The organism is Dickeya zeae NCPPB 2538 (assembly GCF_000406165.1).
Lineage (GTDB): Bacteria > Pseudomonadota > Gammaproteobacteria > Enterobacterales > Enterobacteriaceae > Dickeya > Dickeya zeae.
The window spans coordinates 4,454,338-4,467,233 of the sequence record NZ_CM001977.1 but is presented as its reverse complement, the minus strand read 5'-3'; the positions used below and the strand labels follow the sequence as shown (position 1 = coordinate 4,467,233).

12 protein-coding genes and 1 pseudogene are annotated in these 12,896 nt (G+C 50.6%); 7 read left to right on the top strand and 6 right to left on the bottom strand.

Annotated features, from left to right (window positions below; all coding sequences use genetic code 11):
* Nucleotides 1–99 precede the first annotated feature (99 nt).
* Both mobB and mobA read right to left on the bottom strand, forming a co-directional pair.
* Nucleotides 100–618 carry a molybdopterin-guanine dinucleotide biosynthesis protein MobB gene (gene mobB / locus DZE2538_RS19595; RefSeq protein WP_038917046.1) on the bottom strand — a complete coding sequence of 173 codons (519 nt, stop codon included), beginning with the start codon at nucleotides 616–618 and terminating at the stop codon, nucleotides 100–102.
* Nucleotides 611–1,201 (bottom strand): molybdenum cofactor guanylyltransferase MobA, encoded by a 591-nt coding sequence (gene mobA, locus DZE2538_RS19590; RefSeq protein ID WP_038917045.1) that lies wholly within the window; start codon nucleotides 1,199–1,201, stop codon nucleotides 611–613. Before mobA ends, mobB begins: the two co-directional genes overlap by 8 nt.
* A gap of 110 nt (nucleotides 1,202–1,311) precedes the next feature.
* Here mobA and DZE2538_RS19585 point away from each other — a divergent pair, with 110 nt between their 5' ends.
* The 5 genes and pseudogenes from DZE2538_RS19585 to spfP all read left to right on the top strand — a co-directional run bounded on the left by DZE2538_RS19585 (nucleotide 1,312) and on the right by spfP (nucleotide 6,722).
* Nucleotides 1,312–1,581 (top strand): YihD family protein, encoded by a 270-nt coding sequence (locus DZE2538_RS19585; RefSeq protein WP_012886730.1) that lies wholly within the window; start codon nucleotides 1,312–1,314, stop codon nucleotides 1,579–1,581.
* 35 nt (nucleotides 1,582–1,616) lie between these two features.
* Nucleotides 1,617–2,603 (top strand): serine/threonine protein kinase, encoded by a 987-nt coding sequence (locus DZE2538_RS19580; protein WP_019846536.1) that lies wholly within the window; start codon nucleotides 1,617–1,619, stop codon nucleotides 2,601–2,603.
* 22 nt (nucleotides 2,604–2,625) lie between these two features.
* Nucleotides 2,626–3,250: pseudogene (dsbA, locus tag DZE2538_RS19575) on the top strand (thiol:disulfide interchange protein DsbA).
* A 376-nt stretch (nucleotides 3,251–3,626) separates the two neighbouring features.
* A complete protein-coding gene (gene polA / locus DZE2538_RS19570) occupies nucleotides 3,627–6,413 on the top strand; it encodes a DNA polymerase I (protein WP_038917044.1) in 2,787 nt (928 codons plus the stop codon).
* Nucleotides 6,414–6,674: 261 nt separating this feature from the next.
* The gene (gene spfP, locus DZE2538_RS21515) at nucleotides 6,675–6,722 is read left to right on the top strand and encodes a small protein SpfP (RefSeq protein ID WP_071892919.1); all 48 of its coding nucleotides are present in this window, start codon (nucleotides 6,675–6,677) and stop codon (nucleotides 6,720–6,722) included.
* Nucleotides 6,723–6,882: 160 nt separating this feature from the next.
* Here spfP and yihA read toward each other — a convergent pair whose 3' ends face one another.
* A complete protein-coding gene (yihA, locus tag DZE2538_RS19565; protein ID WP_038915204.1) occupies nucleotides 6,883–7,527 on the bottom strand; it encodes a ribosome biogenesis GTP-binding protein YihA/YsxC in 645 nt (214 codons plus the stop codon).
* A 223-nt stretch (nucleotides 7,528–7,750) separates the two neighbouring features.
* Here yihA and yihI point away from each other — a divergent pair, with 223 nt between their 5' ends.
* Both yihI and hemN read left to right on the top strand, forming a co-directional pair.
* Complete coding sequence (gene yihI / locus DZE2538_RS19560; protein WP_019846533.1) at nucleotides 7,751–8,284, top strand: Der GTPase-activating protein YihI; 534 nt, start codon at nucleotides 7,751–7,753, stop codon at nucleotides 8,282–8,284.
* A 181-nt stretch (nucleotides 8,285–8,465) separates the two neighbouring features.
* Nucleotides 8,466–9,839, top strand: a complete 1,374-nt coding sequence (hemN, locus tag DZE2538_RS19555) for an oxygen-independent coproporphyrinogen III oxidase (RefSeq protein WP_023641107.1) — start codon at nucleotides 8,466–8,468, stop codon at nucleotides 9,837–9,839.
* Between the two features lie 145 nt (nucleotides 9,840–9,984).
* On the opposite strand, the gene DZE2538_RS21000 is transcribed toward hemN, so the two are convergent.
* The 3 genes from DZE2538_RS21000 to glnL all read right to left on the bottom strand — a co-directional run bounded on the left by DZE2538_RS21000 (nucleotide 9,985) and on the right by glnL (nucleotide 12,746).
* Nucleotides 9,985–10,107 (bottom strand): YshB family small membrane protein, encoded by a 123-nt coding sequence (locus tag DZE2538_RS21000; protein WP_012886722.1) that lies wholly within the window; start codon nucleotides 10,105–10,107, stop codon nucleotides 9,985–9,987.
* Nucleotides 10,108–10,275: 168 nt separating this feature from the next.
* Nucleotides 10,276–11,688 (bottom strand): nitrogen regulation protein NR(I), encoded by a 1,413-nt coding sequence (gene glnG, locus DZE2538_RS19550; RefSeq protein ID WP_012886721.1) that lies wholly within the window; start codon nucleotides 11,686–11,688, stop codon nucleotides 10,276–10,278.
* 8 nt (nucleotides 11,689–11,696) lie between these two features.
* Nucleotides 11,697–12,746 (bottom strand): nitrogen regulation protein NR(II), encoded by a 1,050-nt coding sequence (gene glnL / locus DZE2538_RS19545; RefSeq protein ID WP_013315734.1) that lies wholly within the window; start codon nucleotides 12,744–12,746, stop codon nucleotides 11,697–11,699.
* Nucleotides 12,747–12,896: the final 150 nt, after the last annotated feature.

The window sequence follows — 12,896 nt, the reverse complement described above, 5'->3', positions numbered from 1 at the left end:
CAGAGAACCCCCGGTTAGCGCCGGGGGTTTTTTTATGTCTGCAACCCCGGCGGCCGCGTTAATCCTCCAGGTAATCATCTCTGCTACTGCCTCAATTAGTCAGATACCTTTCTTTTGGCGCAGCCAGTCTCTGATAAATACCGCTATCAGCGTTGGCTGGTTCAGATCCAGACAAGGCTTGGGGAGTGTTAACGGTACATCGCTGGCTATTGCCAGTGTGCAGTCATCAATCTCCATCACTTCATTATTTCCAGACTTATGGCGGTAAAGCAGTATTTTTTCGACAGACTCATGCTTGAAGCCTTCCACCAGAATTAAATCCAACTTTGAACTATCCATTCTGCTGGCCAGAAAAAATAAATCGGGTTCTTGTTGTTCTGGTGTCTCGGTCATTAATGCCCAGCGAGTATGACTGGCAACCAGTGTTTGATCGGCACCAGCTTTGCGTAGCTCATAGCTGTCTTTACCTGGTTTATCGATGTCCATATCGTGATGAGTATGTTTGATGATACCCACCCGGATCCCCATGGCGTTAAGCAGGGGGATAAGCTGTTTTAGTAATGTGGTTTTACCCGTACCACTGTGAGCGGCAATAGCCAAAAGCGGAACATCAGTCATGTATATTCCCCTGCCAGTGGGCGAGATCCTCTGGTGTATTGAGATTACGGAATGATAAAGGCTGATCGGCGAAAGAAACGGCTTTTGCCGCTACCTGTTCCAGGAATAGCATTAGTTTTCGGTCGCCGTTCTTCAGATAACGTTCCAGCTTTTCGGTCAGGGATATGTGGATCAACAAAAGTGTTGGGTGCTCGCGTACTCCATCTGTGGCATAGGCGGCACAATGATTGTCACTGGATTGATTGCCACAGGATTGCTGTAAACGTGAGACTAAATCGTAGGGTAATGCCGGTACATCACAGGGGACGAATACCACCCATTCTGTTTCGGCGATACTCAACCCGGTAAATATGCCAGCTAAAGGGCCGGAAAAATCACGATTAATATCGCCGATCACCGGATAACCGCTTTGCTGATAACGAGCCTGATGCCGATTAGCGTTAATGAGCAGGGTATCAACCTGTGGTTTCAGACGAGCCAGAACATGTTGATAGAGCGGCTTACCTTCCAGCTCAATCAATCCTTTATCATTTCCGCCCATGCGGGATGACTGACCCCCAGCCAGAATCACACCTGTTATCATCGTATTGGTATCCATAATGATTTAATGCGTTATTGTCGGAAAACTATGGCGTAAGGCCAAGTCCTTTCCCCATACTAGATAAACAATCATCAATGTTTGAGGTCATGATAATGAAGTGCCATCGTGTAAATGAATTGATTGAGTTGCTGCATCCAGCCTGGCAAAAAGAGCCTGATTTGAATTTGGTGCAATTTTTACAAAAACTTGCACAGGAAGCCGGGTTTGAGGGGGCGCTTAGTGATTTGACTGATGATATCCTTATTTATCATCTAAAGTTACGTGACGCAGATAGCACACAGCCTATTCCCGGCTTGCAGAAGGATTATGAAGAAGATTTCAAAACCGCATTACTGCGTGCCCGCGGCGTTATCAAGGATTAACGGCCAGAACCTGATGCCATGGAGCAGCGCTTACCATGCATGATGCCGTATTCAATTTTCATACACTGTCGCCGGATGTCATCATGGACGCGCTGTGGTCTGTGGGGATCCGCGTTGACTCTGGCCTGACAGCACTTAACAGCTATGAAAATCGGGTTTACCAGTTTAGCGATGAAGATCGCAAGCGTTATGTGGTGAAGTTTTATCGGCCGCAACGGTGGGATGCTGGTCAGATTAATGAAGAGCATCGCTTTGCGGCCGAGTTGTCTGATGATGAAGTGCCGGTGGTCGCCCCGTTGGTCTTACAGGGCAATACGTTGCATGCGCATGATGGTTTCTGGTTTGCCGTGTTCCCAAGCGTTGGTGGGCGTCAGTATGAAATGGACAATGATAACCAGTTGGAGGAAGTCGGGCGCTATCTGGGCCGGATCCATCAGACTGGTAGTCGAAATCTGTTTTCAACGCGCCCTACTATTGGGTTACAGGAATACCTTGATGACCCATTGCTCACATTAACGGATAGTTCTCTAATTGCTGGTGTGCAGAAAGCGCCCTTTCTGGCCGCGACAACCCGGCTTATCGAGGAAGTGAAATTACACTGGCATACCCACTGGCAAGCCAGACGCCTGCATGGTGACTGCCATCCTGGGAATATTCTTTGGCGCGATGGTCCATTGTTTGTTGATCTGGATGATGCGCGTAATGGCCCGGCTGTTCAGGATTTGTGGATGCTGCTGCATGGCGAGCGCCAGGAGCAGCGTATTCAATTGGATATTTTGCTGGATGCCTACAGCGAATTTGCTTCGTTTGATGAGTCAGAATTGGCGCTGATTGAGCCGCTACGTGCCATGCGAATGGTTCATTATCTGGCCTGGGTGACCCGTCGTTGGCATGACCCGGCTTTTCCCCGTAGTTTTCCGTGGATGCAAGACGCTGATTTTTGGGCAAAGCAGACCGCTATTTTTACTGAACAGGTCAGGCTGTTGCAGGAACCACCGTTGCAGCTGGCACCGATGTACTGACAATTATGGAGATAACCTTGATATGAAGAAAATATGGCTTGCGCTGGTTGGTGTGGTGTTGGCGTTCAGTGCGTCAGCTGCTGATTTTTCCGATGGTAAACAGTTCACTACCCTGGATAAACCAGTTCCCCAATCCCCTCAGGTGCTGGAATTCTTCTCGTTCTACTGCCCACACTGCTACCAGTTTGCTCAGGTTTACCACATTCCTGATGCTATCCAGAAAGCATTACCGGCTGACGCTAAGTTGACCAAATATCATGTCGATTTCCTGGGTCCATTGGGTAAAGAGTTGACCCAGGCCTGGGCGGTTGCAATTGCGCTGGGCGTGGAAGATAAAGTCAGTCCGCTGATGTTTGATGCTGTCCAGAAGACTCAGACGGTGAAAACGACAGAAGATATTCGTCAGGTCTTTGTGGCGGCAGGTGTAAAAGCTGAAGACTATGACAGCGCGTTGAATAGCTTCGTGGTGAAATCATTGGTCGCACAACAGGAAAAAAGCGGCTGCCGATTTGCAACTGCGTGGTGTGCCAGCGGTATTCGTGAACGGAAAATACATGGTAAAAAGCGACGGGCTTGATACCAGTTCTATGGACGGCTATGTCAAACAGTATGCTGATGTAGTGAAATTCCTGCTCTCTCAGAAATAATTTTCTGCTTTGTCTATACGCCATATGCCTTAGTGCATATGGCGTTTTTATTTCCTTCTGCTGCTAACGTCTGGACATTTCTGCTTACTGCCCGGCATGGTGATTTCATATCTATCCACATTAATAACAACGTTTTGATATAACTACAATGTCAATGATTTTTTATTAACGCATTGATTGATAATGAAATACATATAACAAACAATTCTGGTGATATCGCTGTTAATTATCTTTCAATTTCTATACACAAAGTTATCCACAGAATTTTTGCGAGACGTTGTGCAAAAAGCGTAATGAACGATCGTTAGTATTCGTCTCTGACTGCCAGCTATGGCATCCTTACCCTCATGGCAGAAAACAACGATCACGAAATATCATGGTTCAAATAGCAGAAAACCCTCTCATTCTGGTTGACGGTTCATCGTACCTTTACCGCGCTTACCACGCCTTCCCTCCCTTGACTAACGCTGCTGGCGAGCCGACCGGGGCGATGTACGGGGTGCTCAATATGCTGCGTAGTTTGTTGCAGCAGTATCATCCCAGCCATGTGGCGGTGGTGTTTGATGCGAAGGGGAAGACATTTCGTGATGACTTGTTTGAACACTACAAATCTCATCGCCCGCCGATGCCGGATGATCTGCGTGCGCAGATTGAACCATTGCACCGTATGGTGAAAGCGATGGGGTTGCCGCTGCTTTCTGTTTCCGGCGTTGAGGCTGACGATGTGATTGGGACACTGGCACAGCAGGCGGAGCGTGCCGGTAAACCTGTGCTGATCAGCACTGGCGATAAAGATATGGCCCAACTGGTGACGCCGCAGATAACCCTGATCAACACCATGAATAACACTATTCTGGGGCCGGATGAGGTGTGTGCCAAATATGGTATTCCTCCCTCTCTGATTATCGATTTTCTGGCGCTGATGGGGGATTCCTCCGACAACATTCCCGGCGTGCCGGGGGTGGGTGAGAAAACTGCGCAAGCACTACTGCAAGGTGTGGGCGGGCTGGATGCGCTCTATGGCAATCTGGATAAGATTGCGACGCTGACCTTCCGTGGTGCTAAAACCATGGCGGCAAAGCTCGAGCAGCATAAAGACGTGGCTTACCTTTCTTATCAGCTGGCGACGATTAAAACCGATGTTGAGCTGGAGCTCGGTTGCGAACAACTGACGGTGAATGAGCTGGATGTAACGGAACTGCGTGAGTTATTCGCCCGTTATGAATTCAAACGCTGGCTGGCAGATGTGGAAGATGGCAAATGGTTGCAGGGCGGCAAAAAGAGTCCAGCTGCGGTACCGTTTGTGAAACCAGACACTGAAGATGCACCTAAAGAGGCGTCCAGCGTATTGTCTCAGGATGGTTATGTGACCATTCTGGATGAGTCTTCCTTGCAGGACTGGATTGCCAGAATTAATGCTGCTGGTCTGTTCTCGTTTGATACCGAAACCGATGGCCTTGATACGCTAACGGCTAATCTGGTGGGGATCTCTCTGGCCATCAAACCCGGTGAAGCCGCTTACCTGCCATTAGGGCATGATTATCTCGATGCGCCGACACAGTTGGATAGAGATACCGTGTTAGCGCGATTAAAGCCACTGCTGGAAAATGAATCCATCGGTAAGATCGGGCAAAACCTGAAGTTCGATAAAGGCGTGATGGCTCGTTACGGTATTGATCTGCGCGGGATTGTGTTTGATACCATGCTGGAATCCTACGTGCTTGATAGTGTGGCGGGTCGGCACGATATGGATAGCCTGTCAGAGCGCTATCTGCAGCATAAGACCATCACCTTTGAAGAGATCGCTGGTAAGGGAAAGAACCAGTTAACCTTCAATCAGATCCCACTGGAGCAGGCGGCGGTTTATGCCGCGGAAGATGCTGACGTGACGTTGCGTTTGCATGAAACGTTATGGGCGAAGCTGGAGCCGCAACAGGATCTGTGCAAGGTATTCAGGAATATCGATATGCCGCTGGTGCCAGTGTTGTCTCGTATGGAACGCACCGGTGTGCTGATTGATACCACGATTCTGGCCGAACACTCGCAGGAGCTGACGCAACGTCTGGCAGAGCTGGAAGTTCAGGCTCATGAGCTAGCGGGTGAGGCTTTCAATTTGGCTTCGCCTAAACAGTTAGGTGCCATTCTGTACGAAAAGCTGCAGTTGCCGGTTATCAAGAAAACGCCGAAAGGCGCGCCTTCTACCAATGAAGAAGTGCTTGCTGAGCTGGCGCTGGATTATCCGCTGCCGAAGTTGATTCTGGAACACCGTGGGCTGGCTAAACTGAAATCGACTTACACGGATAAGTTGCCGCAGATGATTAACCCGTTGACTAAACGGGTGCATACCTCCTATCACCAGGCGGTAACGGCTACGGGGCGTCTGTCCTCCAGTGATCCTAACTTGCAAAACATTCCCGTGCGTAATGAAGAAGGGCGCCGTATTCGTCAGGCGTTCATTGCTCCGCAAGGATATCGAATTCTGGCGGCTGACTACTCGCAGATAGAGTTACGCATCATGGCGCACCTGTCACGGGATGCTGGATTACTGAAGGCGTTTTCGGAAGGTCTGGATATTCACCGTGCTACCGCTGCCGAAGTATTCGGTTTGCCGCTTGATAAAGTGACGACGGAACAGCGTCGCAGTGCTAAAGCCATCAACTTTGGCCTGATTTACGGGATGAGTGCTTTTGGTTTGTCCCGCCAGTTGGGCATTGCGCGTAATGAAGCGCAGAAATACATGAATCTCTATTTTGAGCGCTATCCCGGGGTACAGGAATACATGGATCGCACACGCCAGCAGGCGGCAGATCAAGGGTATGTCTCCACGCTGGATGGTCGCCGCCTCTACCTGCCGGATATTCACTCCCGTAATGCTATGAGCCGTAAAGCCGCAGAGCGTGCTGCTATTAACGCACCGATGCAGGGTACCGCCGCAGACATCATTAAAAAAGCGATGATTGCCATTGATGACTGGTTACAGCAGGAAAAACCATTGGCGACGATGCTGATGCAGGTACACGATGAATTGGTGTTTGAAGTGCATCACTCTGTAATGGATGAGGTCAGTGCGAAGATTCGTAACCTGATGGAAGGCTGCATGCAGTTAGATGTGCCATTACAGGTGGATATCGGTACCGGGAGTAACTGGGACCAGGCCCACTAATGTCTTCGGTGAAAAAATGGGTCTGACGCATTCGTGAGTTATATGGTGTTTGGTTGTAAATGCCGACAGAAATAGCGCTTTTCTTTTTCTGTTGGTTTTTTCAGCCAAAGCATGGGCGTTTTGTAATTAAGCTACATGATTGTGTGACCTGGTTTGGGTTTGTTTAATTCATCGCCATTTTTTATGAAATTAAACAACAAAAAATGCTTTTTTCCAGAAAAGAAATGGGGTAGAGTTAAACACGTAGGGTACAGAGGTAAGATGTTCTATCTTTCAGACCTTTTACTTCACGTAATCGGATTTGGCTGAATGTTAGCCGCCCCGGTCAGGTTTCTGACCGGGGCGTTTTTTATTGTCTGATAATAAATTTCTTGGATAACCAAAACTTATGCTACCGACAAAAAATTTGCCGGTAGGTGCGTGGATAAGGACAGTGTCTCAGAAAGCTCACTTGTCCTTGATGGAGACGTTACTGCTCAGACTCGGGAAGAGAAGACTCATCTGCTGGGGGTAATGTGCTGAACCAGTTATCTAATTTCTGACGTAATTTATCTACACCGGTTTTTTTCAGCGAAGAAAACGTCTCAACCTGAATATCTCCCATTAATGGCAACACGGCTTCCCGCACCATGGTTAGCTGAGATTTCCGGGCTCCCTGAGCCAGTTTGTCTGCTTTGGTCAGTAACACCAGTACCGGCAGCCCGGCATCAACGGCCCATTCCAACATCTGTTGGTCCAGATCTTTGAGCGGGTGACGGATATCCATTAATACCACCAACCCTTTCAGACAGTTACGCTTTTGCAGATACTCGCCAAGCGCCCTCTGCCATTTGCGTTTCATTTCTTCTGGTACTTCGGCATAGCCGTAACCAGGCAAGTCGACCAGACGTACTCCCTCGGCCACTTCAAACAGGTTGATGAGCTGGGTACGCCCCGGCGTTTTACTGATACGGGCCAGGCTCTTTTGGTTGGTCAGCGTGTTGAGGGCGCTGGATTTTCCCGCATTGGAGCGGCCGGCAAAAGCGACTTCAATACCGCTGTCGGCAGGAAGATGACGAATGTCCGGCGCGCTGGTGACGAAATGGGTCACATGATAGTTGTATTGCTGGGTCACGGTGTGCGTCTCTGTCTGGATCACGGTTCTATATAGCTGATTATACCTGTAACCGATGAGAAAGGCGGCGTTTATCTGTTTTGTACGGGGTGTTAGCGCGGTAACAGACTGAAAAAATAAAACCGGCACAGAGCGCCTGGAGCACTTTTTTATTGGTATGCTTTCTGCTAGATTCCGCCGCAATTCTCCCTATATTTGCTCATCCGAACCTGAGATTGACGCTATGAAACAACCATCACAAGGGGCGGGACGCAAAGCTCCTGCTCCAAAGACCAAAAGAAAAAGTCGCGAGCAGTTGGATCTTGAAGCTCGCGATCGCAAACGCCAGAAAAAACACCGTGGTCATGCCGCAGGCAGCCGTGCGCAGCCGTCTGGTGGTCATCAGCACAATGCCTCCTCTGGTCAAGGTAAAGACCCGCGTATTGGCAGTAAAAAGCCGGTAGCGCTGCTGCCGGAAAGCGCCGTTGCGCCAACCAAACCGGTAACTATGCCGAAAGAGAAACCGGTTCGCCTGTCACCACAGGAAGAACTGGAGATGCTGGAAAATGATCCGCGTCTTGATGACCTGCTGGACAGGCTCGAGAAAGGTGAAACGCTGCCGGCTAAAGAACAGTCCTGGCTGGATGAAACGCTGGATCGCATTGATATCCTGATGGAACAGCTGGGGATTAGCCTGGACGATGACGACGAAGATGAACAGCAGGAAGAAGATATGCTGCAACTGCTTCGTCGTGGTAACCCGAAAGACGGTTATTAATGTTAAAAGCGCTGTTTCTGCTCATCACCCTATTAGTTCTGTGTTTTTTGGGTGGCCTGTTGGTTAAACTGTGGTGCCTGTCGAAAAGGAAAGGCAGATTACAGCGTGCCGTATTGTCTGGGCAGCATCGGTTGCCCCGGCGTCGTACGGTGAGGACCGGTTACAGGAAGGAGTGAGCTCTATGTCCGAACAGACTATCGACTGGGATTTATCCCTGATCCAGAAATATAACTATTCGGGGCCGCGTTACACTTCCTACCCTACCGCGCTGGAATTCAGTGACAGCTATGACGACGCGGCGTTTGCCGAGGCGGTGGCCCGTTATCCCCACCGCCCGTTGTCGCTGTATCTGCATATCCCGTTTTGTCACCGCCTGTGCTACTTCTGTGGTTGCAATAAGCTGGTAACCCGGCAACTGCATAAAGCCGATGAATATCTCGATCGGCTGGCGCTGGAAATTCGTCAACGCGCACCGTTATTTGCCAACCGTACGGTCACCCAAATGCATTGGGGCGGCGGCACCCCCACATTTCTGAATAAGGCACAGATTAGTCGGCTGATGTCGCTGCTTCGCCAGCATTTCCATTTTTCTGAGCATGCCGAGATGTCGCTGGAAGTGGATCCGCGGGAAATTGAACTGGATGTGCTCGATCATTTGCGCGCTGAAGGATTCAACCGCCTTAGCATGGGCGTGCAGGATTTCAATAAAGAAGTGCAGCGGCTGGTTAACCGCGAACAGGATGAAGCGTTCATTTTTGCGCTGATTGAGCGGGCCAAGGCGTTAGGGTTTACCTCGACCAATATCGACCTGATTTATGGTTTGCCAAAACAAACGCCGGACAGTTTTGCGTTTACTTTACAACGGGTAGCCGAGTTACGCCCGGATCGCCTGAGCGTATTTAATTATGCCCATTTGCCCAGTTTGTTTGCCGCACAGCGAAAAATTAAAGAAGCGGATCTGCCGGATGCGGAACAAAAACTGGCTATTTTGCAGCAAACCATTCAAAGCCTGACGGCAGCGGGTTATCAGTTCATCGGCATGGATCATTTCGCCCGGCCAGATGATGAGCTGGCGGTAGCGCAGCGCGAAGGAAAATTGCACCGTAATTTCCAAGGGTATACCACACAAGGCGATACCGATTTGCTGGGGTTGGGCGTGTCTGCCATCAGTATGATTGGCGACAGTTATGCGCAGAACCAAAAAGAATTGAAGCTGTATTACGCAGATGTTGAACAACGTGGTCATGCATTGTGGCGCGGTTTGTCCCTGACTCGTGATGATTGTATTCGCCGTGATGTCATTAAAGCGCTGATTTGTCATTTCCAACTGGAGTTTGCGGCGATTGAGCAGGCATATGGTCTGTCATTCGGTGATTACTTCCGTGAGGACCTGGCGTTGCTGGCACCGATGGCACAGGATGGACTGGTGGAGATTCAGGCTGACGGTATTCGGGTGACGGCGAAAGGACGGCTGCTTATTCGTAATATTTGTATGTGTTTTGATGTGTATTTCCGCAACAAAATGCGTGAGCGCCAATTTTCCCGAGTCATTTAATTCCACCGGGTAATTCCTGCGGGAATCGAAAATGTGTTGGCCACCGAATCTGGCATGACCTTGTTATGGTAGATGGGAAGTGGTTAGAGATAAAAGAAAAGAGCCAGTCGTATGACTGGCTCTTTTCTTATTGTGTCAGCGTGTGTTAGCTGAAGAAATTGATCAGTGCTGCGCACAACACGGCTGCAATCGCAGTTTGCGATGATGGACCCATCGCACTACTGATCTCAGCGCCGTGCGTTACGGCAGAAAAAATGGATTCCAGCATGGTTACCCTCTCCAGTCAGCGACATGATCATACTGCTGGCGCGGCGCAAGTAAAGTACAAAATATATCCACGATGACGTAAATTGCAGATGTGTGGGTTTCATAACGCAACCCATCCGTGGGTGCTGTTCCTTGTGATGAACGGTAGTGGGAAAACGGCAGATTGCCGTTATTCCATGCCCAGTTCCTTAAGCTTACGCGTCAGCGTGTTTCGCCCCCAGCCCAGCAGTCTTGCCGCTTCCTGTTTATGCCCTTGCGTATGGCGTAACGCGGTTGTCAGTAGTGTGCGTTCCATTTCCGGTTGCGCTTCGGCCAACAGATTTTGATGACCGGAACGCAGTGCACGGTCGGCCCACTGTGCCAGCAGCGTCGCCCAGCTATCGGGCATAACATGTACGGTGGCATCTGGCGCTGTCGTTTCAAACAGCTCCGGCGGCAGATCCTGAATCAGCACCTCCTGTCCTGCGGCCATCACTGTCAGCCACCGGCAGGTATTTTCAAGCTGGCGTACGTTCCCCGGCCAGGGTAAACGGGTGAGCGCCGCTTCGGTTTCCGGGTGCAGGTTTTTCGGTTCGACACCCAGTTCTTTAGCCGTTGCCTGCAGAAAGTAGCGCGCCAGACGTGGAATATCTTCCCGACGTTCACGCAGCGGCGGTAAATGAACACGAATCACGTTCAAACGATGGAACAAGTCTTCGCGAAATTTGCCTTCCTGAACCCGCAATTCCAGATTCTGATGCGTGGCGGCGATAATGCGCACATCCACTTTCACGGCTGCATAGCCGCCGACACGATAAAACTGACCGTCAGCCAGTACGCGTAACAGGCGGGTTTGCACATCCAGCGGCATGTCGCCGATTTCATCAAGGAACAACGTTCCGCCATCTGCCTGCTCGAAGCGCCCTTGCCTAATCTGATTGGCGCCGGTAAACGCGCCTTTTTCATGGCCGAACAGTTCCGATTCGATCAAATCCTTAGGGATTGCCGCCATATTCAGCGCGATAAAAGGCGCTTTGGCGCGTGGGCTGTGGCGATGCAGTGCATGGGCGACCAGCTCTTTACCGGTACCAGATTCACCGTTGATCAGTACGCTTATTGATGAGCGTGAGAGGCGACCGATAATTCGAAACACATCCTGCATAGCCGGAGCTTCACCGATAATATCGGTGGTCGGCCCGCTGATGGGCTGACTGCGTACCGGTTGCTGCTGTTCCAGGTAATGGCTGATGGCGCGTTCAACCAGCGCTACCGCTTCATCAATGTCGAATGGTTTGGGCAGATAATCGAAAGCCCCCTGCTGGTAGGCGCTGACCGCTGCGTCCAAATCGGAATGCGCGGTCATGATGATAACGGGCAGCATCGGGTGGCGCTGTTTGATTTGTTGCAGCAATGCCAGCCCGTCCATACCGGGCATGCGGATATCAGACAGCAGGACATCCGGTGTTTGCGTGGTCAGCGCGTTTAACGCCTGGGTACCGTTATCAAAGGTTGCGCAGGTTAATCCCGCCCCGGTAAGCGCACGTTCAAGCACCCAACGGATCGAGCTATCGTCATCGACAATCCAGACTATCCCTCGTTGCATCGTGAACCTCACTGGCGAATGGGCAGATACACCGAGAATTCGGTATGACCTGGCCAACTGTTAAATTCAATTTTTCCGGAATGTTGATCGATAAGGTTACGGGCAATCGACAACCCTAGCCCGGTACCGCCTTCACGACCGCTAACCATGGGATAGAACAGCGTATCCTGCAGATGTGCTGGCACGCCGGGGCCATCGTCTTCGATATCGATACGGGCCACCAGACGGTAACGCACGCCATGTAGCGTCAACTGAAACGCGGTACGGGTGCGGATGGTGATGGTGCCGCCTTCCTCTCCCAGCGCCTGCATGGCGTTGCGAGTAATATTCAGCAATACCTGTTCAATCTGATCCGGGTCGTGCATCAATTCCGGCAGGCTGGGGTCGTAGTCGCGCACCAGCGTCACATTGTCTGCTTTTTCCATCGAGACTAACTGGAATACCCGTTCGGCGACCTGATGGATGCTCTGGGTGACATGCAACCCGGGCTGTTGCGGGCCGAGCAAGCGGTCTACCAGATTACGCAGGCGGTCGGCCTGTTCGATAATGACTTTGGTGTATTCCATCAGCGCCGGGTCCGGCAGGGCTTTGGACAGCAACTGTGCCGCGCCACGCAGGCCGCCAAGTGGGTTCTTGATTTCATGCGCCAGACCGCGCACCAGATCGCGTGCCGCCTGTTGCTGGGCATGTTGTAGCTGTTCCTGACTGAGGCGGCGTTGGTTATCCATCGGCGCCATTTCCAACAGGATAAAATCGTGCTGAATGCGCTGAGCCGTCAGCGACATGATATGTGCCCGACCATCCACCACGAGGGTGACTTCGTTATCGGTAAAACCTTGTCCAGAGTCGAGGCTTTCCCGCATCAGGTCGAGATTTAACGAAAAGTAACCGAGCAGCTCCGGCAGGGGCGTTCCAGACAGTTTACGTGAACTTTGAGCCAGAAGTTGTTGCGCCGCTGGGTTGGAGTAGTGAATAGCCAGATCTTTATCCAGCAACAAAATGCTGTTTATTAAAGAATTAAGGATCTGCCCAGCATCGGGCAGCGTGCCTGTTGCCATAACGCAGACTCCCGCACTATTTTAGTGCACACTATTCTCGATTGTAGTTTAAGTCGCAACGGTAATATGTCTTGTGGAGAAAAAAGCCCATCCGAAGATGGGCTGAAAAGTTTCCACGGCAACAAAAATAAACATAAATAAAAAACAGCT

Excerpts from the sequence above, each read along its gene's own strand:
- DZE2538_RS19585 (WP_012886730.1), top strand. The coding sequence starts at position 1,312 with ATGAAGTGCCATCGTGTAAATGAATTGATTGAGTTGCTGCATCCAGCC.
- glnL (WP_013315734.1), bottom strand. The coding sequence starts at position 12,746 with ATGGCAACAGGCACGCTGCCCGATGCTGGGCAGATCCTTAATTCTTTA.
- mobA (WP_038917045.1), bottom strand. The coding sequence starts at position 1,201 with ATGATAACAGGTGTGATTCTGGCTGGGGGTCAGTCATCCCGCATGGGC.
- DZE2538_RS21000 (WP_012886722.1), bottom strand. The coding sequence starts at position 10,107 with ATGCTGGAATCCATTTTTTCTGCCGTAACGCACGGCGCTGAGATCAGT.
- polA (WP_038917044.1), top strand. The coding sequence starts at position 3,627 with ATGGTTCAAATAGCAGAAAACCCTCTCATTCTGGTTGACGGTTCATCG.
- hemN (WP_023641107.1), top strand. The coding sequence starts at position 8,466 with ATGTCCGAACAGACTATCGACTGGGATTTATCCCTGATCCAGAAATAT.
- mobB (WP_038917046.1), bottom strand. The coding sequence starts at position 618 with ATGACTGATGTTCCGCTTTTGGCTATTGCCGCTCACAGTGGTACGGGT.
- glnG (WP_012886721.1), bottom strand. The coding sequence starts at position 11,688 with ATGCAACGAGGGATAGTCTGGATTGTCGATGACGATAGCTCGATCCGT.
- yihI (WP_019846533.1), top strand. The coding sequence starts at position 7,751 with ATGAAACAACCATCACAAGGGGCGGGACGCAAAGCTCCTGCTCCAAAG.
- DZE2538_RS19580 (WP_019846536.1), top strand. The coding sequence starts at position 1,617 with ATGCATGATGCCGTATTCAATTTTCATACACTGTCGCCGGATGTCATC.